Genomic DNA, 18497 nt, shown 5'->3' on the forward strand with positions numbered 1-18497 from the left:
ACCCACAGCAATCATCGCCACACATATTCAATTTCATACTAAACGATACTAACACCTTTGAAGGAATTGGTCAACTGGGAGAAACTGAAATGCCCGAAAATGAAAAGGGGGATTTGGTTATTAAAAAGCATTTGAAAAAATTAAATGTTTTTTTGTTCCATTAATGGGAATAAAAATAGTAAAGTACCAATCTTGCAAAATTTGAAAGGATTCCGTTGACAAATAATTTGGGGCATGATATATTTATCTTGAATTCAAAATAAATGGATTCGAAATTTTTGTTCATATATATCTCGAATTCGTAATAAAATAATATGGGAGGTATAAGAAATGGCAAAATGGGTTATTGACAAAGCACACTCGGAAATCGGCTTTGAAGTGAGACACATGATGGTATCGAAAGTGAGAGGGCGCTTCAACTCTTATGAGGCGGAAATTGAAGCGGACGATTTGACAAATCCTACAAATGCAAGCATCAGCTTCACTTTTGATGTGGCAAGCATCGATACAAAATTGGAAGACCGCGATAACCACTTAAAATCCGCGGATTTCTTTGATGTGGAAAAATATCCGACAATCACGTTCAAATCCACAAACATCCAGAAGAAAGACGACAATGTATTTGAAGTGACAGGGGATTTGACAATTAAAGACGTGACAAAACCGGTGACATTTGAAGTGGAATTCAACGGCAAAGGCAAAAACCCTTGGGGAGTCGAAGTTTACGGTTTCGAAGCCCATGCAAAAATCAACCGCGAAGACTTCGGCCTTACATGGAACGCCGCCCTTGAAACAGGCGGTGTGCTGGTAGGCAAAGAAGTAAAAATTATTGCCGAATTGGAAGTGAACCCTGGAAATTAATCAATATCGGAAGAGCGGATGCGCTTTGGCATCCGCTTTATTTTTATGCGGACAGAAAGAGCGGTTGAACGGATAAGAATTTTGTTTGTCGGGCATGATGGACATCTGCGGAGAAAGGGTGCGGTACCAGGATGGCAGCGTCGTCCTTCTAAATATTTACTCTATTTACAAAAATGCATATTATATTATAAAAAGAGGGAAATAGGTGATTGCAATGAAGAAGGTGCTTTTGAAAAGTTCTGCCCGATTGGCACCTTTTGTGGCGGCGATGGTGTTTGCGGCCATAGCCCTTGGCATATTCGCGGTGTTTGTTGAAAGATATTTCAATTCCAAAGAAATCGATTTTCTGATAGAAGGCGCGGATAAAAGAAATTTAAGTTATGAATTGATTATCCATAATCCGTTTACCAACGACTATAGTTTCCGGATTTTAGAAGATTGATCCGAATAAAAAAACACCCGATCGTTTTTGAACGGGTGTTTTTTATTTTCATTCCTTATTTAAGGCGCTGTGCTTCCTTCCATACACGAAATACACGACCAATCCGGCAATCATCCAAATCAGGCACGTCAACATCGTGAACTTGGACAATTGGGTAATCATGAATATGCAAAGGATAAATGAAAGGATGGGCACAATCGGGAAGAGGGGCACTTTGAACCCTTCTTTCAGCCCTTCGATTTTCATTTTTCTTGCGACAATGACGCCGATGGATACGGCGGCAAAGGCGATCAATGTCCCGATATTGACAAGCTCCGCCAATTTGTCAATCGGAATGAATCCGGCAAATAAGGAAACGAACAAAGCGTAAATCCATGTGTTTTTCAACGGGATTTTCCGGCGGGGATGAATTTCGGACAAAATTTTCGGAAGCATGCCATCCCGCGCAAAGGAGTACACCAAACGGGTGCCCCCGTACATCATGACGAAAATCACCGTCATCATGCTGATGACCGCTCCGAGGGAAATCACGCCAAATACCCAATCCTGGTTGACCATTTCCATCGCATAGGCGACCGGGTTCCCCACGTTCAGCTCCGTATATGGCACAATGCCCGTCAGCACGAGGGAAACGGCCACATATAAAATTGTACAGATTACGAGCGTCCCGATGATTCCGATCGGCATGTTTTTCTGCGGATTTTTCACTTCTTCCGCAGCGGAAGACACGCTGTCAAATCCCAGGTAGGCGAAGATGACGAGCGCAGCGCCGGTCAGGATCCCTTTAAACCCGAATGGGGCAAAAGGCTGCCAGTTTTCAGGCTTCACATAAAAGACCCCGACGGCAAGGAAGAGCAGGATGATGCCGATTTTGATGAACACCATGGCCTTGTTCAGCCGGTTGGATTCTTTGATTCCCATTGATAACACAGCCGCCAAAAGGACAATGATGAAGATGGCCGGCAAATTGATGAAAGTTCCGTCGGCCGGGCTGAATGATCCCGACAAAGCCTTTGGCAGATGGATGCCAAAACCTTCGATGAGGGATTGGAAATAGGCGGACCAGCCCGTTGCCACCGCTGCCACGGCCAGGCCGTATTCCAGCAGAAGGCTCCATCCGACCATCCAGGCGATCATTTCGCCGAACAGCACATATGAATAGGTATAAGCGCTTCCCGCCACCGGAATGGAAGACGACAGCTCGGAATAACAGAGGGCGGAAAAGGCGCAGACAATCGCCGCAAAAATGAACGAGAATACAATGGCAGGCCCCGCATGCAGGGCGGCCACCGTCCCCGGCAGGATGAAGATGCCTGTTCCGACCACAGCCCCGACGCCGAGGGCAATCAAATCAAACGCATTCATCGATTTATTAAATTGTGTGGTGCCTTGGTGATTCAGCAGTTGAGTCAACGATAATTTCCGTAACAATTGTTTTTTCATAACCATCCAATCCTATATTAAAATAATAAAATTTTGATATTTCGAAAAATCGTAAAAGCGACTTAAGTATAACACTTTTTCGCGTTGAAGTGTTGAAGAATCGAAAAGTAATAATTTTGTTTTTATTAATAAATTTCTGATAATTTAGTTAACTTTATATTATTTTGATATAACGTTTTGGCTTGCGCTAACTCTTTCTTTAAGTTGCGCAACTTCCCGGAACTTAAACGCGGCAAACGGAACGCTTTTGGACATGGCTTCGAAGATGGATTCATAAAAAGGATGGAATGCTATAGAAGAATATGATTTGAAGGGAAAAAGGTGGATTTTTCCATGAATCTGCCGGCGTGGATTAGCATTGTTCTTCCATTTATAGGGTATACATCCAAATGGACCGCATTTTCCATTGCCGGCAGCACGGCGTTTTTGATGGGAACATCCGGAAAGGATGGAAAACAAAAAAGCCATTGAAAATCATGGCCTAAGATAAGCGGTAAATGATAAAGCGCTCGTTCCACACTTTTTCATGCATGGAGGGGATGGGAATTTCAATGGTTTTCGCAAAAGGGGTATAGTGGTTCAAATAATCCAGATAATCGATGGAAGGATAATATAAAATCACATCCACCGGCCGTTTCGCTTCCTCCGTCGAGCGCATGATCCGATGGAGCGCTTTCGTGAAAACCGGCAACGAAAAAGGATTGAAAAAATAAAATTTGTTTTCTTCAGGGCGGATGGGATAATCTTCTGCGAAACAATGGAGAAATTGGATTTTTTCTTCCTTCTTCCGGAATTTTTTGCAATATCGTTCCCGGTTTTTGAGGGCTTCCCTGATGAATTGTTCGTTCATGTCAATGCCAATGACGGAAGCTCCGGTTTTGTCATGCAGAAAAATGCCGACGCGCCCCAAACCGTACCCGAAATCGACGATGGCGTCTTTCTCATTGATGGGATAATATTTGAGCAATTCCTCCAGCGCAGCATAAGGGGTCGGTTCGTAGCGGTTGTAATGGGAAGAGTGATGGATGCCTTCCTTGATTCCGCATGTTTGAATATGGAGATGTCGGTCGTATGCTATTTCGTTCATGACGATTGCCCCGATCTTTCTATATTGAACCGGATTTTCCGGATTGAATATTGGTTGAACGTTTACGAAGATAGTATAATTGATTCGACGATCGTTTTACATAGTGAGGAGAGCGCATATGTTCAAAAAACTATTCGGAAAGAAGAGCGGGCCATTAAAAAACCGGGTGGTATTTTGCGTATCGAATCCGGCGTTTGCCGATCCAGAAGTGTACGATGTCCTGGAACAGCGGGAAGATGTCACGGTGGAAGAAACGGGGTGCAACTCCTATTGCGAAATTTGCGAGCGCCACTATTATGCCCTTGTCAATGGGGAACCGGTTGCGGCAGACAGCGCCAAAGAACTGCTTGAAAAAATAGAAGAAGAATTGGAATTGAATCCGATCGAATAAGGCGGGAAAATCGGCGGTTGGAAAACTGTCGCCTTTCGAACAGGAGCAGCCGTTTTGGCTGTTTTTTTTATGATTTCAATTGCCGGAATCCCCTTGCAAGTAACAGTTTCTTCCCTTATGCATATATCAAAGAATAAACGATTCTATGCCAGCGGAGGGGAAAGAATGGCCTATATTCCCTTAAGTTATGGATTTGAGCAGCTGTTTGGGGATGCATTATATTTTTTGGGCATTTTTATCATCGTCGCAACCATTGTTTGCATCATTTCAGGGTTCATCTGCAGTTTCTTTTACGATGCCGGCGTTTACGTTTAAGGGAGGGCCTTAAACGTTTTTTTATTTCAAATAAATATGGCCGCCTCCCATGAAAACCAAAACCCGGGGGAATGTTTTTTGGAACGGCGCGACAACGCCGGAACGTATAAAACGCATAATCGGCTGGAGCATGGAGAGAAGGATGGAAAACGCGCGAAACACTCCTTCGGGGAACAATTTCTCCTACTTTCCGCACATCAAGCCTGCATCTTTATTCCCATAAACCTCCTTTTCTGCTGTCCGCCAAGGCGAAAACCTTGCGGAACAGCTTTTTTATCCCGGAAATAAATTTTCCGATTCAGGGTTGAAATTTATATTAGAAGTCCTACCAAAACACTTGTCTAAACAAATTCTTCCGCTTATACTTTAAAAAAACAGGAAAAATGGTTTAAAACGAAAGGAATTATTGCAATTTTATCAAAAAATATATTCATATGATTTTCCTGTTATAGTATTTTAGTTATAAAATGGGAATATTGTATATACATTTTTTATTTTTATAAAGGAGTATATACCATTTATGGACAAAAAAACAAAAAACCACGATCAACCGGAGGATATTCAACAATTGCTTTATGAGATAAAAGAGCTGCAAGAGCTGAAATATGCATTAGATCAAACCTCCATAGTCGCCATTACGGATGCGCGTGGGAGAATCACATATGTCAATGATTTGTTTTGCGAAATATCCCAATATTCAAGGGAAGAATTGATCGGTAAAACCCACCGTGTCGTGAATTCCGGTTACCACCCAAAGGAATACTTTAAGCAAATGTGGAGGGAAATTGGAAGCGGCAATATATGGAAGGGAGAAATCAAAAACAAAAAGAAGGATGGGACTTATTATTGGGTTCTCTCCACTATCATCCCTTTTCTGGATGAAAAGGGAAAACCGTATAAGTATTTGTCCATCCGCACGGATATCACCAAAGAAAAGGAATTGGAAGAGGAACTGAAACAAAGCTATAAAAAATATGAATTGATTGCCGAGCACTCCGACAATTTTGTCGCGCTGATCGATGAAGGCGGAAAGTTTTACTACATTTCCCCGACATTCAATATACTGCTGCACTATGATTTGAAGGAATTGGAGCGGCAAAATTTGTTCGATCTTATACATATGGAAGATGTGGACCTGTTAAAAATGGAGATTCAATTTTTATTGCATCAACAAAAAAATGCGGGCACGGGCTATTTCCGCAAGTTGGAGTTCCGGGTGCTCCACGGCGACGGCCGATATATTGATATGGAAGCGGACATGAAAATCGTCCATGATGATGAAAATCCGTCAAAAGATTTCATCCTCATTGCCATGAGCGACATCAGCGCTTTGAAGGAAGCGGAACAAAATCTGTACCATTTATCATACCACGACAGTTTGACGAATTTCCCGAACCGCTCCCATTTTATGAAAGAGTTCCGTTCCCATGTGATGGATATTCAATTGACAAAAGAAAAATTTTCAATTCTGTCCATCGACTTGGACAACTTCAAATTGGTGAACGAGCAGCTCGGGCATGATACGGGGGATTTGGTGATTGTAAAAGCTGCCGAAAACATTCGTGAAGTAATCCGGAATCAGGATTTTGTGGCCCGGATGGGCGGCGATGAATTCATTGTTCTGTTGAAGGATATCGATGAAGAACAAACCAAGCAAGTCGCGAATCGGCTGATTCAGGCCTTCCAAAAACCGATGAACTTGAATGGAAGGGAGTATTCACAGACTTGCAGCATCGGCATTGCGTTGTATCCGGGGCATGGAAAAACTCCGGAAGAGCTCATCAAAAATGCGGATTCGGCTTTGTCGCAAGTGAAACAAAAAGGCAAAAATCACTATGCGATTTACAATAAGGAATTGGAAAGCGTTTCTTTGGAGCGGCGAATCATCGAAAACGCCATGCGGAAAGGGCTGAAGAACCAGCAGTTCTTTTTGGAATACCAGCCGAAATTAAATATCCAAAATAACCGGATTGTTGGAGTGGAGGCTTTGGTCCGTTGGAATCATCCGGATTTGGGGGCGATTTCGCCGGGTAAATTCATTTCTCTTGCCGAGGAAACGGGATTGATTGTCCCGCTGGGTGAGTGGATTTTAAGAGAGAGTTGCCGGCAAGCGAAAGAATGGCAAGAAAAGGGTTTTGGAGAATTGATTGTGGCTGTCAACGTCTCGGTGCGTCAATTGCAAGATCCGAATTTTGTCGGGCAGGTCGAACAAATCTTGAAGGAAACGGGATTTGATCCCCATCTGCTTGAATTGGAAGTGACCGAAAGCATTTTTGCGGATATGAACAGCATGATACCGGTTTTGAAACGGCTCCGCAATCTCGGAATACATATCTCGATTGATGATTTTGGAACAGGATACAGTTCTTTAAGTTACATAAAACACCTTCCGATTGATACGGTGAAGGTGGATGCTTTATTCGTGAAAGATATACATAAAAACGAGGAAAGCAAAGCAATCGTCAGAGCCATCATCAGCCTTGCGAAGACAATTGGGTTGAAAGTGATAGCGGAAGGCATTGAAATCGAGGAACATGTGAACACGCTAAGAAACGATGGCTGCATATTCGGACAGGGATATTATTACAGCCGTCCGTTGAAAAAAGAAGATTTTGAGGATTTTGTCCGGACAAACGGTTTCCATATACATAATTGATCATGATTCATACATAACAAAACATCCAACGCTCCTGCAGATTGCTGCAGGAGTTTTTATTAATATTTATATAACGATAATATTTTTTGAAGGTTCAGTTTTTCAAGTTTTGACATCATCAATATCATGGGGAGTCAAAGCAGGGGAATCCCCTGATAATTACTATTTTCGAAAAACAGTTCATCAAACAGCAATAATAAATAAAAATTAGTTGGATTTCATCGAAATATTCTTTTAACAATTAAGGATAAAAGTATTATACTATTTTAATAACAGAAATATTATTCTGAATATTCGACAAAATACTGGAGGCTTTATTATGACAGAAATCACTATAGAATTAACTGACTGTCCAAAAGAAAAGCCAGCTGCGGATGAACTTGGCTTTGGACACTATTTTACGGATCACATGTTTATCATGGATTACACGGAAGGAAAGGGCTGGCATGATCCACGCATCGTTCCTTACCAAAAAATTTGTCTTGAGCCATCCTCAATGGTGTTCCACTATGGACAAACGGTTTTCGAAGGGTTGAAAGCATACCGGACACCGGACGGGGAAATCCAATTGTTCCGCCCGGATGCCAACTTCAGACGGTTGAACCATTCCAACGAACGGATGGTCATCCCGCCAATTGATGAAGAATTTGCGTTGGAAGCGTTGAAAAAATTGGTGGATATCGACCGGGATTGGGTACCGGATGCGCCGGGCACATCTTTATATATCCGTCCATTCATCATTGCAACGGAACCATTTCTGGGTGTACATCCTTCAAAAAACTATTTGTTCATGATCATCATGTCTCCTAGTGGATCTTACTATAAAGAAGGCATCAATCCGGTAAAAATCCTGGTGGAAGAAAAATATGTGCGCGCCGTTGTGGGCGGTACCGGGGAAGCGAAAACCGGGGGCAACTATGCAAGTTCATTGATTGGACAACTCAATGCGGAAAAAGAAGGCTACGCCCAAACATTATGGTTGGACGGCATCGAAAAACGCTATATCGAAGAAGTCGGAAGCATGAACATCTTCTTCAAAATCAATGGTACGGTCATTACACCGGCATTGACAGGAAGCATCCTGCCTGGTATTACCCGGGATTCCATGATCAAATTGTTGAAATCCAAAAATATTCCGGTGGAAGAGCGCCGCATCACCATTGACGAAGTCATCGAAGCTGCCGAAAACGGAACACTCGAGGAAGTATTCGGAACTGGTACGGCAGCGGTTATTTCTCCGGTAGGGGAATTAAAATATTTGGACAAACGGATTGTGGTCAACGACGGAAAAATCGGAGAAGTATCCCAAATGCTATATGATACATTGACAGGCATCCAGTACGGAAAAATTGAAGATCCATTTGGATGGACTGTGCGCATCTAACCATAATTTGGAACACTGGACCCGCACCTCGGCATTACGGGGTGCGGGCTTTTTGGTTCCGGAGCTGAATGGCAACATTCGGAGGAGTGTGGAAAGGAGAGCGGCGGATGAAAGAATTGCCGATTTATCAAATCGATGCATTTACGGGAGAACCTTTCAAAGGAAATCCGGCGGCGGTCGTTGTGCTGGATGAATGGCTTCCGGATGAAATCATGCAGCAAATCGCGATGGAAAATAATTTATCCGAAACGGCCTTTGTTGTTCATCGGCAAAAAGGGGAATATGAATTGCGGTGGTTTACGCCGAAAACCGAAATCGATTTGTGCGGCCATGCGACCCTCGCCGCGGCCTTTGCGGTGTTCAACTATTTGGAACCGTCCGTTGCGGAAGTGCGGTTCCATACAAAAAGCGGATTGTTGACTGTCGTCAAAGAAGGCTCCCTGCTTGTGATGACATTTCCATCCCGGGAAGGGGAACCTTGCGAAATGCCGGAAGCCCTTGTGAAAGGCTTGGGGAAAAAGCCGAAAGAAGTGTATTTGGCGCGGGATTATCTTGCGGTGTTTGAAACGGAAGAAGAAATCAGGAATCTGGAAATCGATTTGGAGGAACTGAAGAAGCTGGATGCCTTCGGGGTGATTGCGACCGCGAAAGGAAATGGGGCCGACTTCGTTTCCCGGTTTTTTGCCCCCAAAGCCGGCATTGACGAAGACCCGGTGACGGGTTCCGCCCATTGCACCCTTGTCCCTTATTGGAAAAAGATGCTGCGGAAAGAGGAGTTTGTGGCGCTGCAATTGTCGCCGCGGGGAGGGAAACTGTACTGCAAAGATTTGGGAATGGAAATTCAAATTGGCGGGGAAGCGGTTGTTTATATGGAAGGGAAGATTTATGTCTGAAAAATGGATGATGCGCGGCCAACCATCTGCAGCGGCTGCGCGTACCGCGGCCATAATGAAAAGAGGCGCTATGCCTCTTTTTTTGTGCGTGCTGCGGCCCGGCCTGCAAAGAAGGAACCCTTGCCGGATTTTCTTTTCATGTTCTCTTAATGATAAAAGTGCCGATTCCGACCGCCCAGTGGTAGGCGATGAAAAAGCCGAATAAATAAACAAGCGGAATGGATTCTTCCCCCGACAATCCCAAAATGATCACCGAGATGAATATAATGGCCAAAGAAATATGCGATGCATAGGCAATGAACCGGAACAGGTTCCGGGCGATCCGTTCATCCATGTCAGGCACATGATTCTTTTTCCGTTTGATGATGTGCATGGCGATGAACAGGATATAGATGAATGTAAAACCTATAAACGGCCCATTCAAAAACTCGCCATAAACAATCGAGCCGATGAACAACCCCAGAAGGCTCCCCAAATAACAGCATGAATAAATGAAGATTTTCCCCCAATTTTCAACAAGCTTCGCATGTGCTGAACGGTCATTTCTCCCCATCCTCATCATCCTCCTTCAATTCAAATACTTCCTCAATCGGCACATCGAAGTATTTCACGATTTTCAAGGCCAGCTCAAGGCTCGGATTATATTTGTTCTTTTCGATGGCATTAATTGTTTGGCGGGTAACCTGCAAGTCTTCCGCCATTTTCCCCTGGGTGATTCCCTTCTTTTGCCGGATTTCCCGTATATGGTTGATGACTTTCACCGATCACTCCTCCAAACGGATGTAAAGAACTCTTTACATCTACAATAGCATATATGATCGCGGAGTGTAAAGATTTCTTTACATTTGGAGGGATATTTTCTTACAATAATCCGAAAATAAAATTATAATTGGGAAGTTTTCATTTGCTTGCGGAAAGGTATAAAGGATAATAAAGCTTTATGGCGACGGCCACCGTTTGTTGCGGAGGTCGGCAAGGAAAGCTGTCCGTGTATAAGAAAAGCTGCAACAAATTGGAATCAATGCATGAGGAAAGAGGGATGTAATGGTGCGTTCGGAAAAAACGCCGAGGATTTGCGAAAAAGGGCACAAGTTCTACAAGAGCAGCGATTGTGACAGCTGCCCCGTTTGCGAAGCGGAACGGAAACCTGCGGATGGCTTTCTGTCCAAATTTTCCGCACCGGCAAGAAGGGCGCTGGAAAGGGAAGGGATTTTTGGCGTCGAACAGCTTTCAAATTATACCGAAAAGGAGATCCTTTCCCTTCACGGCATAGGGAAATCGGCGCTGTCGAAAATGAAAGAGGCGCTGGAAGAGGCGGGATTAAAGTTCAAAAATGATTGATGCCCGCGGCGCAACTTTTTGATATGTCGGATGAAAACTTTCGACGTGTTGCGCATAAACCCGTTATTATTTTTCTAATATAATTGATATCCCTTTTTGTTCCAAAAAATTAAATATCAAAAATATTAAGTTAATTGGATAAATAAAAAAATGTTTATTTTGATAAAAAAATTTGATACGATGGTAGGGACAGGGCAAATGTCAGAAAAATGACACTTGTGCTATTTTATGAAAAATTTAATAAAGTTAATGGGAGGAAAGTTATGAAGAAGAAGTTTTGGTTACTGTTGGCAGCTCTGTTGACGCTCACTTTGGTGCTGGCTGCATGCGGTGGCGGCAACAAGGATGAAGGAAAAAAATCTTCAGGCAAAAAAGAAATTAATCTTGTTATTCCTTCCGAACCGCCTTCACTGCATCCGGGATTGGCGACGGATACGACTTCCAGCGCAATTCTCGACAACGTTTTTGAAGGCTTGATGACCCGCAAAGACGGAGAAATCGTGAACGCATTGGCTGAAGACTATACAATCAGCGATGACCAGTTGACGTACACATTCAAACTGCGGGATGCCAAATGGTCAAACGGGGATCCTGTAACGGCCCATGATTTTGAATATGCATGGAAATGGGTATTGAATCCTGAAAACGCTTCCGAATACGCTTCCATCCTTTACCCGATCAAAAACGCGGAAGCCTACAACAAAGGGGAAGCGAAAGCCGATGATGTCGGCGTCAAAGCGGAAGACGACAAAACTTTGGTTGTCACATTGGATCAGCCGACGCCTTATTTCTTGGAATTGACTGCGTTTAAAACATACTATCCGGTCAATAAAAACGTGGCCGAGAAAAATCCAAAATGGTACACGGAAGCCGGCGAAGATTATGTAACGAACGGTCCGTTCCTGTTGGATTCCTGGAACCACAACAAAGACATCACATTAAAGAAAAATCCGGATTACTGGGATGCTGACAACGTTGCCCTTGAAAAAGTGAACATCACAATGGTTGAATCCGAACAAACGGCTACGACAATGTTTGATAACGGCGAAATTGATTTCTTGGGTTCTCCATTCCAAACAGTTTCATTGGATGCAATCGACCAATACAAAAAAGAGGGCATTTTAAATATCGAAGACTATGCGGCCATCTACTGGTACAAGTTCAATACAACGGATGAAATCCTGAAAAACAAAAATATCCGTAAAGCGTTGGCGCTTGCAATCGACCGTCAAGGTTTGATCGACAACGTAACAAAAGGCGAACAGAAACCTGCATTGGGCATGGTGCCTGCTGCGATCAAAGGTTTTGAGAAAGATCGCGGCTACTTCAAAGACAATGATGTGGAAGAAGCGAAAAAAGCCCTTGAACAAGGCATGAAAGAGCTCGGAATCAGCAAACCGGAAGATATCAATATCAAAATTTCATTTAATACGAGTGAAGCCCACTCCGCAATCGCCCAATTCATCCAGGAAAACTGGCGCAAAAACTTGGGCATCAATGCGACGCTTGACAACTCCGAATGGCAGGTTTATTTGGACAAACTGTCAAATTTGGATTACCAAGTCGGACGTTTGGGCTGGATCGCGGACTACAACGATGCTTACTCATTCCTGGAGCAATTTGATTCTGCGGATAACGGAAACAACGATACAGGCTGGGAAAATCCGGAATATACAAAATTATTAAGAGAAGCAAACAAACAAACAGATGAAGAAAAACGTCTGGAGTTATTGAAACAAGCAGAAGCGATCATCATGGAAGAATTCCCGGTTGCTCCAATCTACTATTACACTAGCCTTTATGTTGCAAAAGACCATGTGAAAAACATGAAGCCGGACAATTTGGGCAACATTTATTTGAAATATGTTGAAGTTGAATAATTCTGTTTAAACAGGTATAAAGGCTGCTGGGATCGAGATGGATCGCAAGCAGCCTTTCGCTATTTCCGGGATTGTACGGAATTTTCCGATAAAGGAGGGAACGGTTTGTGCTGAAGTACATCATCAAAAGAATCATCCATATTTTGATTGCGTTGTTTTTGATTGTTACGGCAACCTTTTTCCTGATGAAGGCGGCGCCCGGCAATCCGTTTGCCAATGAGAGGGATTTCCCGCCTGAAATCGAAGCCAATTTGAATGCCAAATATGGATTGGATAATCCATGGTACATCCAATACAAGGATTATTTGATCAATACGCTGAAATTTGATTTTGGGGAGTCGATGAAGTACAAAGAACGGTCCACAAACGATATTATTGCGGAAGGGTTTCCTGTTTCGTTGGCCCTTGGACTTGAAGCGATGCTGATTGCCGTCGGGCTGGGTATATTGTTTGGCATCATCGCGGCGCTTTATCATAACCGATTTCCGGATTATATTGCAACGACCATCGCCGTTTTGGGGATTTCGGTTCCTTCGTTCGTATTGGCCGGATTGATGCAATACTTTATTTCCTTAAAATTGGGGTTATTTCCGGTGGCCGGTTGGAACGGCTTCAAGTACACGGTCTTGCCGGCTTTGGCGATCGCCCTGACGCATGCCGGATATATTGCCAAATTGGTCCGTTCCAGCATGCTGGAAGAAAACCATAGCGAATATGTCAAATTGGCCCGCGCCAAAGGCCTCGGCAAATGGACCATCGTCTTTAAGCATACGCTGCGCAACGCGTTGATGCCTGTGATTACATATCTGGGACCTTTGACGGCCGGCGTTGTGACAGGCAGCTTTATCATCGAACAAATTTTTGCGATTCCCGGTCTGGGAAGACATTTCGTCCAAAGCATCACAAACCGGGATTATACCGTCATCATGGGAACGACCGTATTCTATGCGATCATTCTGATGTTCGCGGTTTTGATTGTAGATATTTTATATACTATCATCGACCCGCGCATTAAGCTGAAAGGGGGAGGAAGAAAATAATGGAGAAACGGCATGACACGTACGGCGAATTGACTCCGGAAATGTTCAGGGTGGTCGGCCCGCGGCTTGCGGAAAGCGATCAGATGCCGAAAAAGACCGTATCCTTCTGGAAAGAAGTGTGGTACCGGTTCAGACAAAACAAATTGGCGGTTTCGGGCGTTTTCATCCTGGCCATCATTGCATTGCTTGCAATATTCGTACCGGAGTTTTCCCAATATAGTTATCGGGATCAATTGGGCGTTTACAATGAAGCGCCTTCCAAAGAACACTGGTTCGGCACGGATGATTTGGGACGGGACGTTTTCGTCCGGGTATGGTATGGCGCGCGCATTTCATTGTTTATCGGAATCACGGCAGCCATCATCGATCTGATCATTGGCGTGTTGTGGGGAAGCATTTCAGGCCTGTTCGGGGGACGCGTCGATGACATCATGATGCGCATCGTGGATATTTTGTCCGCAATCCCTTACCTTTTGGTGGTCATCATTCTGCTTGTCGTGATGGAACAAGGGCTCCTTCCGATGATCATCGCGTTGTCGATCACGGGTTGGGTGAACATGGCGCGGATTGTCCGGGGGGAAGTGTTATCGATTAAGAACCGCGAATTCGTGCTGGCCGCCAGAACGCTTGGGGCAAGCAACTGGCATTTGATTGTCCGCCACATCATCCCGAATGCATTGGGCGCGATTCTCGTCACGATGACCTTGACGATTCCGACAGCCATCTTTACGGAAGCCTTCTTAAGCTTCTTGGGCTTGGGCGTCAATCAGCCGATCGCCAGCTGGGGAACGATGGCTTCGGAAGGAATGGGCGGTTTGAGGGTTGCGCCTTGGCGCTTGTTCTTCCCTGCATTTTTCATTTCCTTGACGATTTTTGCCTTCAATGCGGTCGGCGACGGTTTGCGCGATGCACTTGATCCAAAACTGCGCAAGTAGAAAGGGGCGGAAACATGAAGAAACCATTGCTGGAAGTGAAGAATTTAAAAATCAACTTCAAAACATACGCGGGACTTGTCCAGGCGGTAAGAGGAGTCGATTTTACATTATACGAAGGCGAAACGTTGGCGATCGTCGGCGAATCCGGTTCGGGGAAAAGCGTGACGAGCAACGCCATTATGAAATTGATTCCGGAGCCGCCGGGAATCTATGCGGATGGACAAATTTTATTCGAAGGAAAAGATTTGATACCGCTTTCGGATAAAGAAATGTCCAAAATCCGGGGAAACGACATTGCGATGATCTTCCAGGATCCGATGACGGCTTTGAACCCTACCATCCGTGTCGGAAAACAGATTATGGAAGTCATTTTAAGGCATAAAAGTGTGCCGAAACATGAGGCGAAGGAAAGGGCGATTGAGCTGCTCCGCCAAGTGGGCATTCCGATGCCGGAAAAGCGGTTCAACCAATATCCCCATGAATTTAGCGGCGGGATGCGCCAACGGGTGGTCATCGCCATTGCCCTTGCGGCCGATCCGAAACTATTGATTGCCGATGAACCGACAACAGCCCTTGACGTGACAATCCAGGCGCAGATATTGGAATTGTTGAAGGAGATCCAAAAGAAACGCAATACATCCATCATTTTCATTACCCATGATTTGGGGGTTGTGGCGAATATGGCGGATCGGGTGGCGGTGATGTATGCCGGCCAAATCGTCGAATACGGAACGGTCGACGACATTTTCTACAATCCGAAACACCCGTATACATGGGGATTGCTCGGTTCCATGCCGGATTTGAACAACAAAAGCGATGAAAAATTGTATGCGATTCCGGGTTCTCCGCCAAATTTGTTGCATCCGCCGAAAGGGGACGCCTTCGCGCCCCGGAACCAATATGCATTGGCCATCGATTTCGAATTGGAGCCGCCGATGTTTAAGGTGTCCGAAACCCATTATGCGAAGACATGGCTATTGCACGAAAATGCGCCGAAAATTGACATACCGGAACCGATCGTAAGAAGGATGGAAAGATATAAGAAGGAGGCTGGACTGAATGAATAAGAACCATAAAATCCTGGAAGTCAAAAACTTGACCCAATATTTCGGCCCTCCTTCGAACCCGATCAAAGCGGTTGACGGAATCAGTTTTCACATTTATGAAGGGGAAACGCTGGGGCTTGTCGGCGAGTCGGGCTGCGGCAAGTCGACGACGGGGCGCTCCATCATCGGCCTTTATAATATCACCGATGGAGAAGTGATTTTTAAAGGCCAAAATGTCCATCAAATCAAATCGAAAAAAGAGAAAAAGCGGTTAAAGCGCGAAATGCAGATGATTTTCCAGGATCCATATGCTTCACTGAATCCCCGCATGACAGCAGGGGAAATCATCGGCGAAGGGTTTGATATCCACGGCCTTTATAAAAATAAACAGGAACGCCAGGAAAAAATCATTTCTTTGTTGGAAGCGGTCGGGTTGAACCGTGAACATATGATGCGCTATCCCCATGAATTTTCCGGCGGTCAGCGGCAACGGATCGGCATTGCGCGGGCTTTGAGTCTGGACCCGAGCTTCATAATCGCCGACGAACCGATTTCAGCCTTGGACGTCTCGATTCAGGCGCAGGTCGTCAATTTGTTAAAGGAACTCCAGGAAGAACGGAATTTGACATACTTGTTTATCGCCCATGATTTATCCATGGTGAAATATATCAGCGACCGGATTGCCGTGATGTACCGGGGAAAAATTGTGGAGCTTGGGGAAGCTGAAGAAATTTATCATCATCCAATCCATCCGTATACAAAATCGTTATTGTCGGCTGTTCCGCTTCCGGATCCGATTTTGGAACGGAGACGGAAAAGAATACCTTACGTCCATGAAGAAACGCCGGATACCGCCGCAATGCATGAACCGGTGCCGGGCCATTTCGTATACGGCACGGAGGAACAAGTAAGAAAATGGGTGCAGCAGGCGCAACGGTAGGATGTTCTTTGTCCGTATGAAAAATTGAATCACCGATTTGTCGGCTTGGGGGATGAAATTGTTCCCTCAAGCTTTTTTTATGAATTTTTTGCCTCTATTTTGATTTTGATGTAACTTTTTCCTTTCCCGTACGTGGATATAGTGAAAGGAGGGCGTGAGAGTGAAGCGATGAAACTGGAAGAAATCTATGCTTTGTATGTTCAGGACGTCTATCGCTATATTTTTTCCCTTTGCAGAAACAAGGAGCTGACGCAAGATATCGTGCAAGAAACGTTTTATCGCGCCTTCCTCTATCTTGAAAGCTACAACGATGAAAAAATCAAGCCTTGGCTTTTTAAAGTGGCTTACCATACTTTCATCGATCTGATCCGGAAAGAGAAAAAATTGGCGTATGTGGAAGACATGGAGACCTTGAATAAAAAAGTGTCCGAAGCGGCGGAAGATACGGCCATGAACCGGCATCGCATCAAGGAATGGCTGGCGCTGATCGAAGGGCTGCCGCTCCATAAGAAAAATCTCATTCTTTTGAGGGATTACTACCAATTTTCCTGCGAGGAAATTGCCGATATGCTCGGCATGTCCATCCCGAATGTGAAAGTGTCGCTTTTCAGAATCAGGAAGGAGCTGCGGGCAAAAATGAAAGGAAGTGAAAAGGATGAAGTGTGAAGAAACGAGAAAAAAACTGGATGCGTATCTCCATGGAACATGCACGCCCGAAGAAGAGCGCGCCATCGAAGAGCATTTGCACACTTGCGGGGAATGCGGACGGTACATGGAGGAACATCTTAAACGGCAGGCATCCCCGGATGCGGATCCGGCCATTCCGGAACTTTCCCGGGAAGAACAGCGCAAAATTGTCCGCAAGGCGAAATGGAAAAACCGGTTTGCCACTTCCATCGTGGTTTTCAATATTTTCATCATCATCAGCCTTATTTCGATGATGGCGACAGGGATTATTTATGCTTTCATCGGTACCGATGCAAACCGGGTGATCCAGACCGCCGTGCAAATGACGATGCCCAATGTCTACAGCGATGCCGGAGGAACAAATATAAAAGTGTTTTTTAATGCGGATTTGGAAGGAAGCCTTCAGAAAAGGGTGGGCAGCGAAGAACGATATGTCGGGAAATACCATGGAAAAATGATATTGAACCACTTGAATTTTTCTAGGGAATGGGTGGATGGCCGATATGACTTGGACCTCTATTTCCTTCATCCGCAAGTGTTCGCGTCACAGCAGGAAGAAGAAAAGGAGTCTTATCGTAGAGGGGCGAATGAAACCTGGGAAGCGTTAAAAATGTTGCCGGAGGGAACCGTTTCGGAGTTGGCGGTCAGCCTGGATGATGTCTATTCCTTTGATGAGATGTATCAGATTTTGAAAGATTATGATGTGGAAATTGTTTGGTATGCCGTTGATACGGGAACCGAGGAGGAAAGAGATTCCCATCTTTTAAGCATGGGAGAAACCTTGTGGGGGATTCATGAATATGCGTTGCACAGCCTCGTTGAGGAGGACGTTTACCAGGAAAAAGGAGACGGACATATACGCGAAAAAGCTTTTAAGAACGGCTTGGCCTTATTGGCGGAACATGAACGGTGGGCGGAAAAAGTGATCTGGAATTATGATGAAACCTCTATAAAAGATATACAAAAATATGTGGATGAACATGGAGTGAAATGCTACGGGGCCGTGTTGACGGGGCCTACAAAGGAATTGTTGAAACTCGCCGGCAACGAACATGTTATTTATGCGGCTTTGGGGGAAGTGGATTTTTGGAACTGGTACAACAAAGATGCCGGCGGAGCGCTTTATCATTAAACATGCCCATCATGGATTTGAATT

20 protein-coding genes are annotated in these 18497 nt (G+C 44.6%); 16 read left to right on the top strand and 4 right to left on the bottom strand.

Annotation, left to right across the window (positions count from 1 at the left end; all coding sequences use genetic code 11):
• The first annotated feature begins 330 nt into the window (after positions 1–330).
• Positions 331–861: a YceI family protein gene (locus FKZ59_RS02670; protein ID WP_141601188.1), complete on the top strand. Its 531-nt coding sequence runs from the start codon at positions 331–333 to the stop codon at positions 859–861.
• Positions 862–1066: 205 nt separating this feature from the next.
• Complete coding sequence (locus tag FKZ59_RS02675) at positions 1067–1303, top strand: hypothetical protein (protein ID WP_141601189.1); 237 nt, start codon at positions 1067–1069, stop codon at positions 1301–1303.
• Positions 1304–1351: 48 nt separating this feature from the next.
• On the opposite strand, the gene FKZ59_RS02680 is transcribed toward FKZ59_RS02675, so the two are convergent.
• On the bottom strand, positions 1352–2746 hold the full coding sequence (locus FKZ59_RS02680) for an amino acid permease (RefSeq protein ID WP_141601190.1): 1395 nt from the start codon (positions 2744–2746) through the stop codon (positions 1352–1354).
• A gap of 333 nt (positions 2747–3079) precedes the next feature.
• On the opposite strand from FKZ59_RS02680, the gene FKZ59_RS14640 reads away from it, so the two are divergent.
• Entirely contained in the window at positions 3080–3217 is a 138-nt protein-coding gene (locus FKZ59_RS14640; protein ID WP_181733152.1) for a hypothetical protein, read from the top strand.
• Between the two features lie 10 nt (positions 3218–3227).
• Here FKZ59_RS14640 and FKZ59_RS02685 read toward each other — a convergent pair whose 3' ends face one another.
• Positions 3228–3833 carry a class I SAM-dependent methyltransferase gene (locus tag FKZ59_RS02685; RefSeq protein WP_141601191.1) on the bottom strand — a complete coding sequence of 202 codons (606 nt, stop codon included), beginning with the start codon at positions 3831–3833 and terminating at the stop codon, positions 3228–3230.
• A 118-nt stretch (positions 3834–3951) separates the two neighbouring features.
• Between FKZ59_RS02685 and FKZ59_RS02690 the strand changes: the two genes are divergently transcribed.
• The 5 genes from FKZ59_RS02690 (at position 3952) to FKZ59_RS02705 (ending at position 9472) form a co-directional block, all read left to right on the top strand.
• Positions 3952–4224: a DUF1450 domain-containing protein gene (locus FKZ59_RS02690; RefSeq protein ID WP_141601192.1), complete on the top strand. Its 273-nt coding sequence runs from the start codon at positions 3952–3954 to the stop codon at positions 4222–4224.
• Positions 4225–4389: 165 nt separating this feature from the next.
• On the top strand, positions 4390–4539 hold the full coding sequence (locus FKZ59_RS14645) for a hypothetical protein (protein WP_181733153.1): 150 nt from the start codon (positions 4390–4392) through the stop codon (positions 4537–4539).
• 520 nt (positions 4540–5059) lie between these two features.
• The gene (locus FKZ59_RS02695; RefSeq protein ID WP_141601193.1) at positions 5060–7195 is read left to right on the top strand and encodes a sensor domain-containing protein; all 2136 of its coding nucleotides are present in this window, start codon (positions 5060–5062) and stop codon (positions 7193–7195) included.
• Between the two features lie 319 nt (positions 7196–7514).
• Positions 7515–8579, top strand: a complete 1065-nt coding sequence (locus tag FKZ59_RS02700) for a branched-chain amino acid aminotransferase (RefSeq protein ID WP_141601194.1) — start codon at positions 7515–7517, stop codon at positions 8577–8579.
• 107 nt (positions 8580–8686) lie between these two features.
• A complete protein-coding gene (locus tag FKZ59_RS02705) occupies positions 8687–9472 on the top strand; it encodes a PhzF family phenazine biosynthesis protein (protein ID WP_141601195.1) in 786 nt (261 codons plus the stop codon).
• Between the two features lie 136 nt (positions 9473–9608).
• Here the strand turns inward: FKZ59_RS02705 and FKZ59_RS02710 are convergent, their stop codons facing one another.
• Together FKZ59_RS02710 and FKZ59_RS02715 are read right to left on the bottom strand one after the other, a co-directional pair.
• Positions 9609–10025: a hypothetical protein gene (locus FKZ59_RS02710; protein ID WP_141601196.1), complete on the bottom strand. Its 417-nt coding sequence runs from the start codon at positions 10023–10025 to the stop codon at positions 9609–9611.
• Complete coding sequence (locus tag FKZ59_RS02715) at positions 10012–10233, bottom strand: helix-turn-helix transcriptional regulator (protein ID WP_141601197.1); 222 nt, start codon at positions 10231–10233, stop codon at positions 10012–10014. Before FKZ59_RS02715 ends, FKZ59_RS02710 begins: the two co-directional genes overlap by 14 nt.
• 286 nt (positions 10234–10519) lie before the next feature.
• Between FKZ59_RS02715 and FKZ59_RS02720 the strand changes: the two genes are divergently transcribed.
• From FKZ59_RS02720 to FKZ59_RS02755, 8 genes are all read left to right on the top strand, one after another.
• Positions 10520–10813, top strand: a complete 294-nt coding sequence (locus FKZ59_RS02720) for an RNA polymerase alpha subunit C-terminal domain-containing protein (protein WP_141601267.1) — start codon at positions 10520–10522, stop codon at positions 10811–10813.
• Between the two features lie 263 nt (positions 10814–11076).
• A complete protein-coding gene (locus tag FKZ59_RS02725) occupies positions 11077–12693 on the top strand; it encodes a peptide ABC transporter substrate-binding protein (protein WP_141601198.1) in 1617 nt (538 codons plus the stop codon).
• Between the two features lie 107 nt (positions 12694–12800).
• Positions 12801–13733: an ABC transporter permease gene (locus FKZ59_RS02730; RefSeq protein WP_141601199.1), complete on the top strand. Its 933-nt coding sequence runs from the start codon at positions 12801–12803 to the stop codon at positions 13731–13733.
• 41 nt (positions 13734–13774) lie between these two features.
• Positions 13775–14668, top strand: coding sequence for an ABC transporter permease (locus FKZ59_RS02735; RefSeq protein ID WP_181733157.1), 894 nt, complete (start codon positions 13775–13777; stop codon positions 14666–14668).
• Positions 14669–14682: 14 nt separating this feature from the next.
• Positions 14683–15735 (top strand): ABC transporter ATP-binding protein, encoded by a 1053-nt coding sequence (locus FKZ59_RS02740; protein ID WP_141601201.1) that lies wholly within the window; start codon positions 14683–14685, stop codon positions 15733–15735.
• Positions 15728–16654: an ABC transporter ATP-binding protein gene (locus FKZ59_RS02745; protein ID WP_141601202.1), complete on the top strand. Its 927-nt coding sequence runs from the start codon at positions 15728–15730 to the stop codon at positions 16652–16654. The genes FKZ59_RS02740 and FKZ59_RS02745 overlap by 8 nt, the downstream gene beginning before the upstream one ends.
• A gap of 141 nt (positions 16655–16795) precedes the next feature.
• The gene (locus FKZ59_RS02750; RefSeq protein ID WP_141601203.1) at positions 16796–17320 is read left to right on the top strand and encodes a sigma-70 family RNA polymerase sigma factor; all 525 of its coding nucleotides are present in this window, start codon (positions 16796–16798) and stop codon (positions 17318–17320) included.
• Positions 17310–18473 (top strand): anti sigma factor C-terminal domain-containing protein, encoded by a 1164-nt coding sequence (locus FKZ59_RS02755; protein ID WP_141601204.1) that lies wholly within the window; start codon positions 17310–17312, stop codon positions 18471–18473. Before FKZ59_RS02750 ends, FKZ59_RS02755 begins: the two co-directional genes overlap by 11 nt.
• Positions 18474–18497 lie beyond the last annotated feature (24 nt).

Origin of the sequence: Ureibacillus terrenus (assembly GCF_006569205.1) — a bacterium.
Lineage (GTDB): Bacteria > Bacillota > Bacilli > Bacillales_A > Planococcaceae > Ureibacillus > Ureibacillus terrenus.

What these genes read in the sequence shown, in the direction of transcription:
- FKZ59_RS02700 (WP_141601194.1), top strand. Translation starts at nt 7,515, where the DNA reads ATGACAGAAATCACTATAGAATTAACTGACTGTCCAAAAGAAAAGCCA.
- FKZ59_RS14640 (WP_181733152.1), top strand. Translation starts at nt 3,080, where the DNA reads ATGAATCTGCCGGCGTGGATTAGCATTGTTCTTCCATTTATAGGGTAT.
- FKZ59_RS02755 (WP_141601204.1), top strand. Translation starts at nt 17,310, where the DNA reads ATGAAGTGTGAAGAAACGAGAAAAAAACTGGATGCGTATCTCCATGGA.
- FKZ59_RS02670 (WP_141601188.1), top strand. Translation starts at nt 331, where the DNA reads ATGGCAAAATGGGTTATTGACAAAGCACACTCGGAAATCGGCTTTGAA.
- FKZ59_RS02725 (WP_141601198.1), top strand. Translation starts at nt 11,077, where the DNA reads ATGAAGAAGAAGTTTTGGTTACTGTTGGCAGCTCTGTTGACGCTCACT.
- FKZ59_RS02695 (WP_141601193.1), top strand. Translation starts at nt 5,060, where the DNA reads ATGGACAAAAAAACAAAAAACCACGATCAACCGGAGGATATTCAACAA.
- FKZ59_RS02690 (WP_141601192.1), top strand. Translation starts at nt 3,952, where the DNA reads ATGTTCAAAAAACTATTCGGAAAGAAGAGCGGGCCATTAAAAAACCGG.
- FKZ59_RS02740 (WP_141601201.1), top strand. Translation starts at nt 14,683, where the DNA reads ATGAAGAAACCATTGCTGGAAGTGAAGAATTTAAAAATCAACTTCAAA.
- FKZ59_RS02685 (WP_141601191.1), bottom strand. Translation starts at nt 3,833, where the DNA reads ATGAACGAAATAGCATACGACCGACATCTCCATATTCAAACATGCGGA.
- FKZ59_RS02710 (WP_141601196.1), bottom strand. Translation starts at nt 10,025, where the DNA reads ATGGGGAGAAATGACCGTTCAGCACATGCGAAGCTTGTTGAAAATTGG.
- FKZ59_RS02735 (WP_181733157.1), top strand. Translation starts at nt 13,775, where the DNA reads ATGTTCAGGGTGGTCGGCCCGCGGCTTGCGGAAAGCGATCAGATGCCG.
- FKZ59_RS02680 (WP_141601190.1), bottom strand. Translation starts at nt 2,746, where the DNA reads ATGAAAAAACAATTGTTACGGAAATTATCGTTGACTCAACTGCTGAAT.
- FKZ59_RS14645 (WP_181733153.1), top strand. Translation starts at nt 4,390, where the DNA reads ATGGCCTATATTCCCTTAAGTTATGGATTTGAGCAGCTGTTTGGGGAT.
- FKZ59_RS02745 (WP_141601202.1), top strand. Translation starts at nt 15,728, where the DNA reads ATGAATAAGAACCATAAAATCCTGGAAGTCAAAAACTTGACCCAATAT.
- FKZ59_RS02705 (WP_141601195.1), top strand. Translation starts at nt 8,687, where the DNA reads ATGAAAGAATTGCCGATTTATCAAATCGATGCATTTACGGGAGAACCT.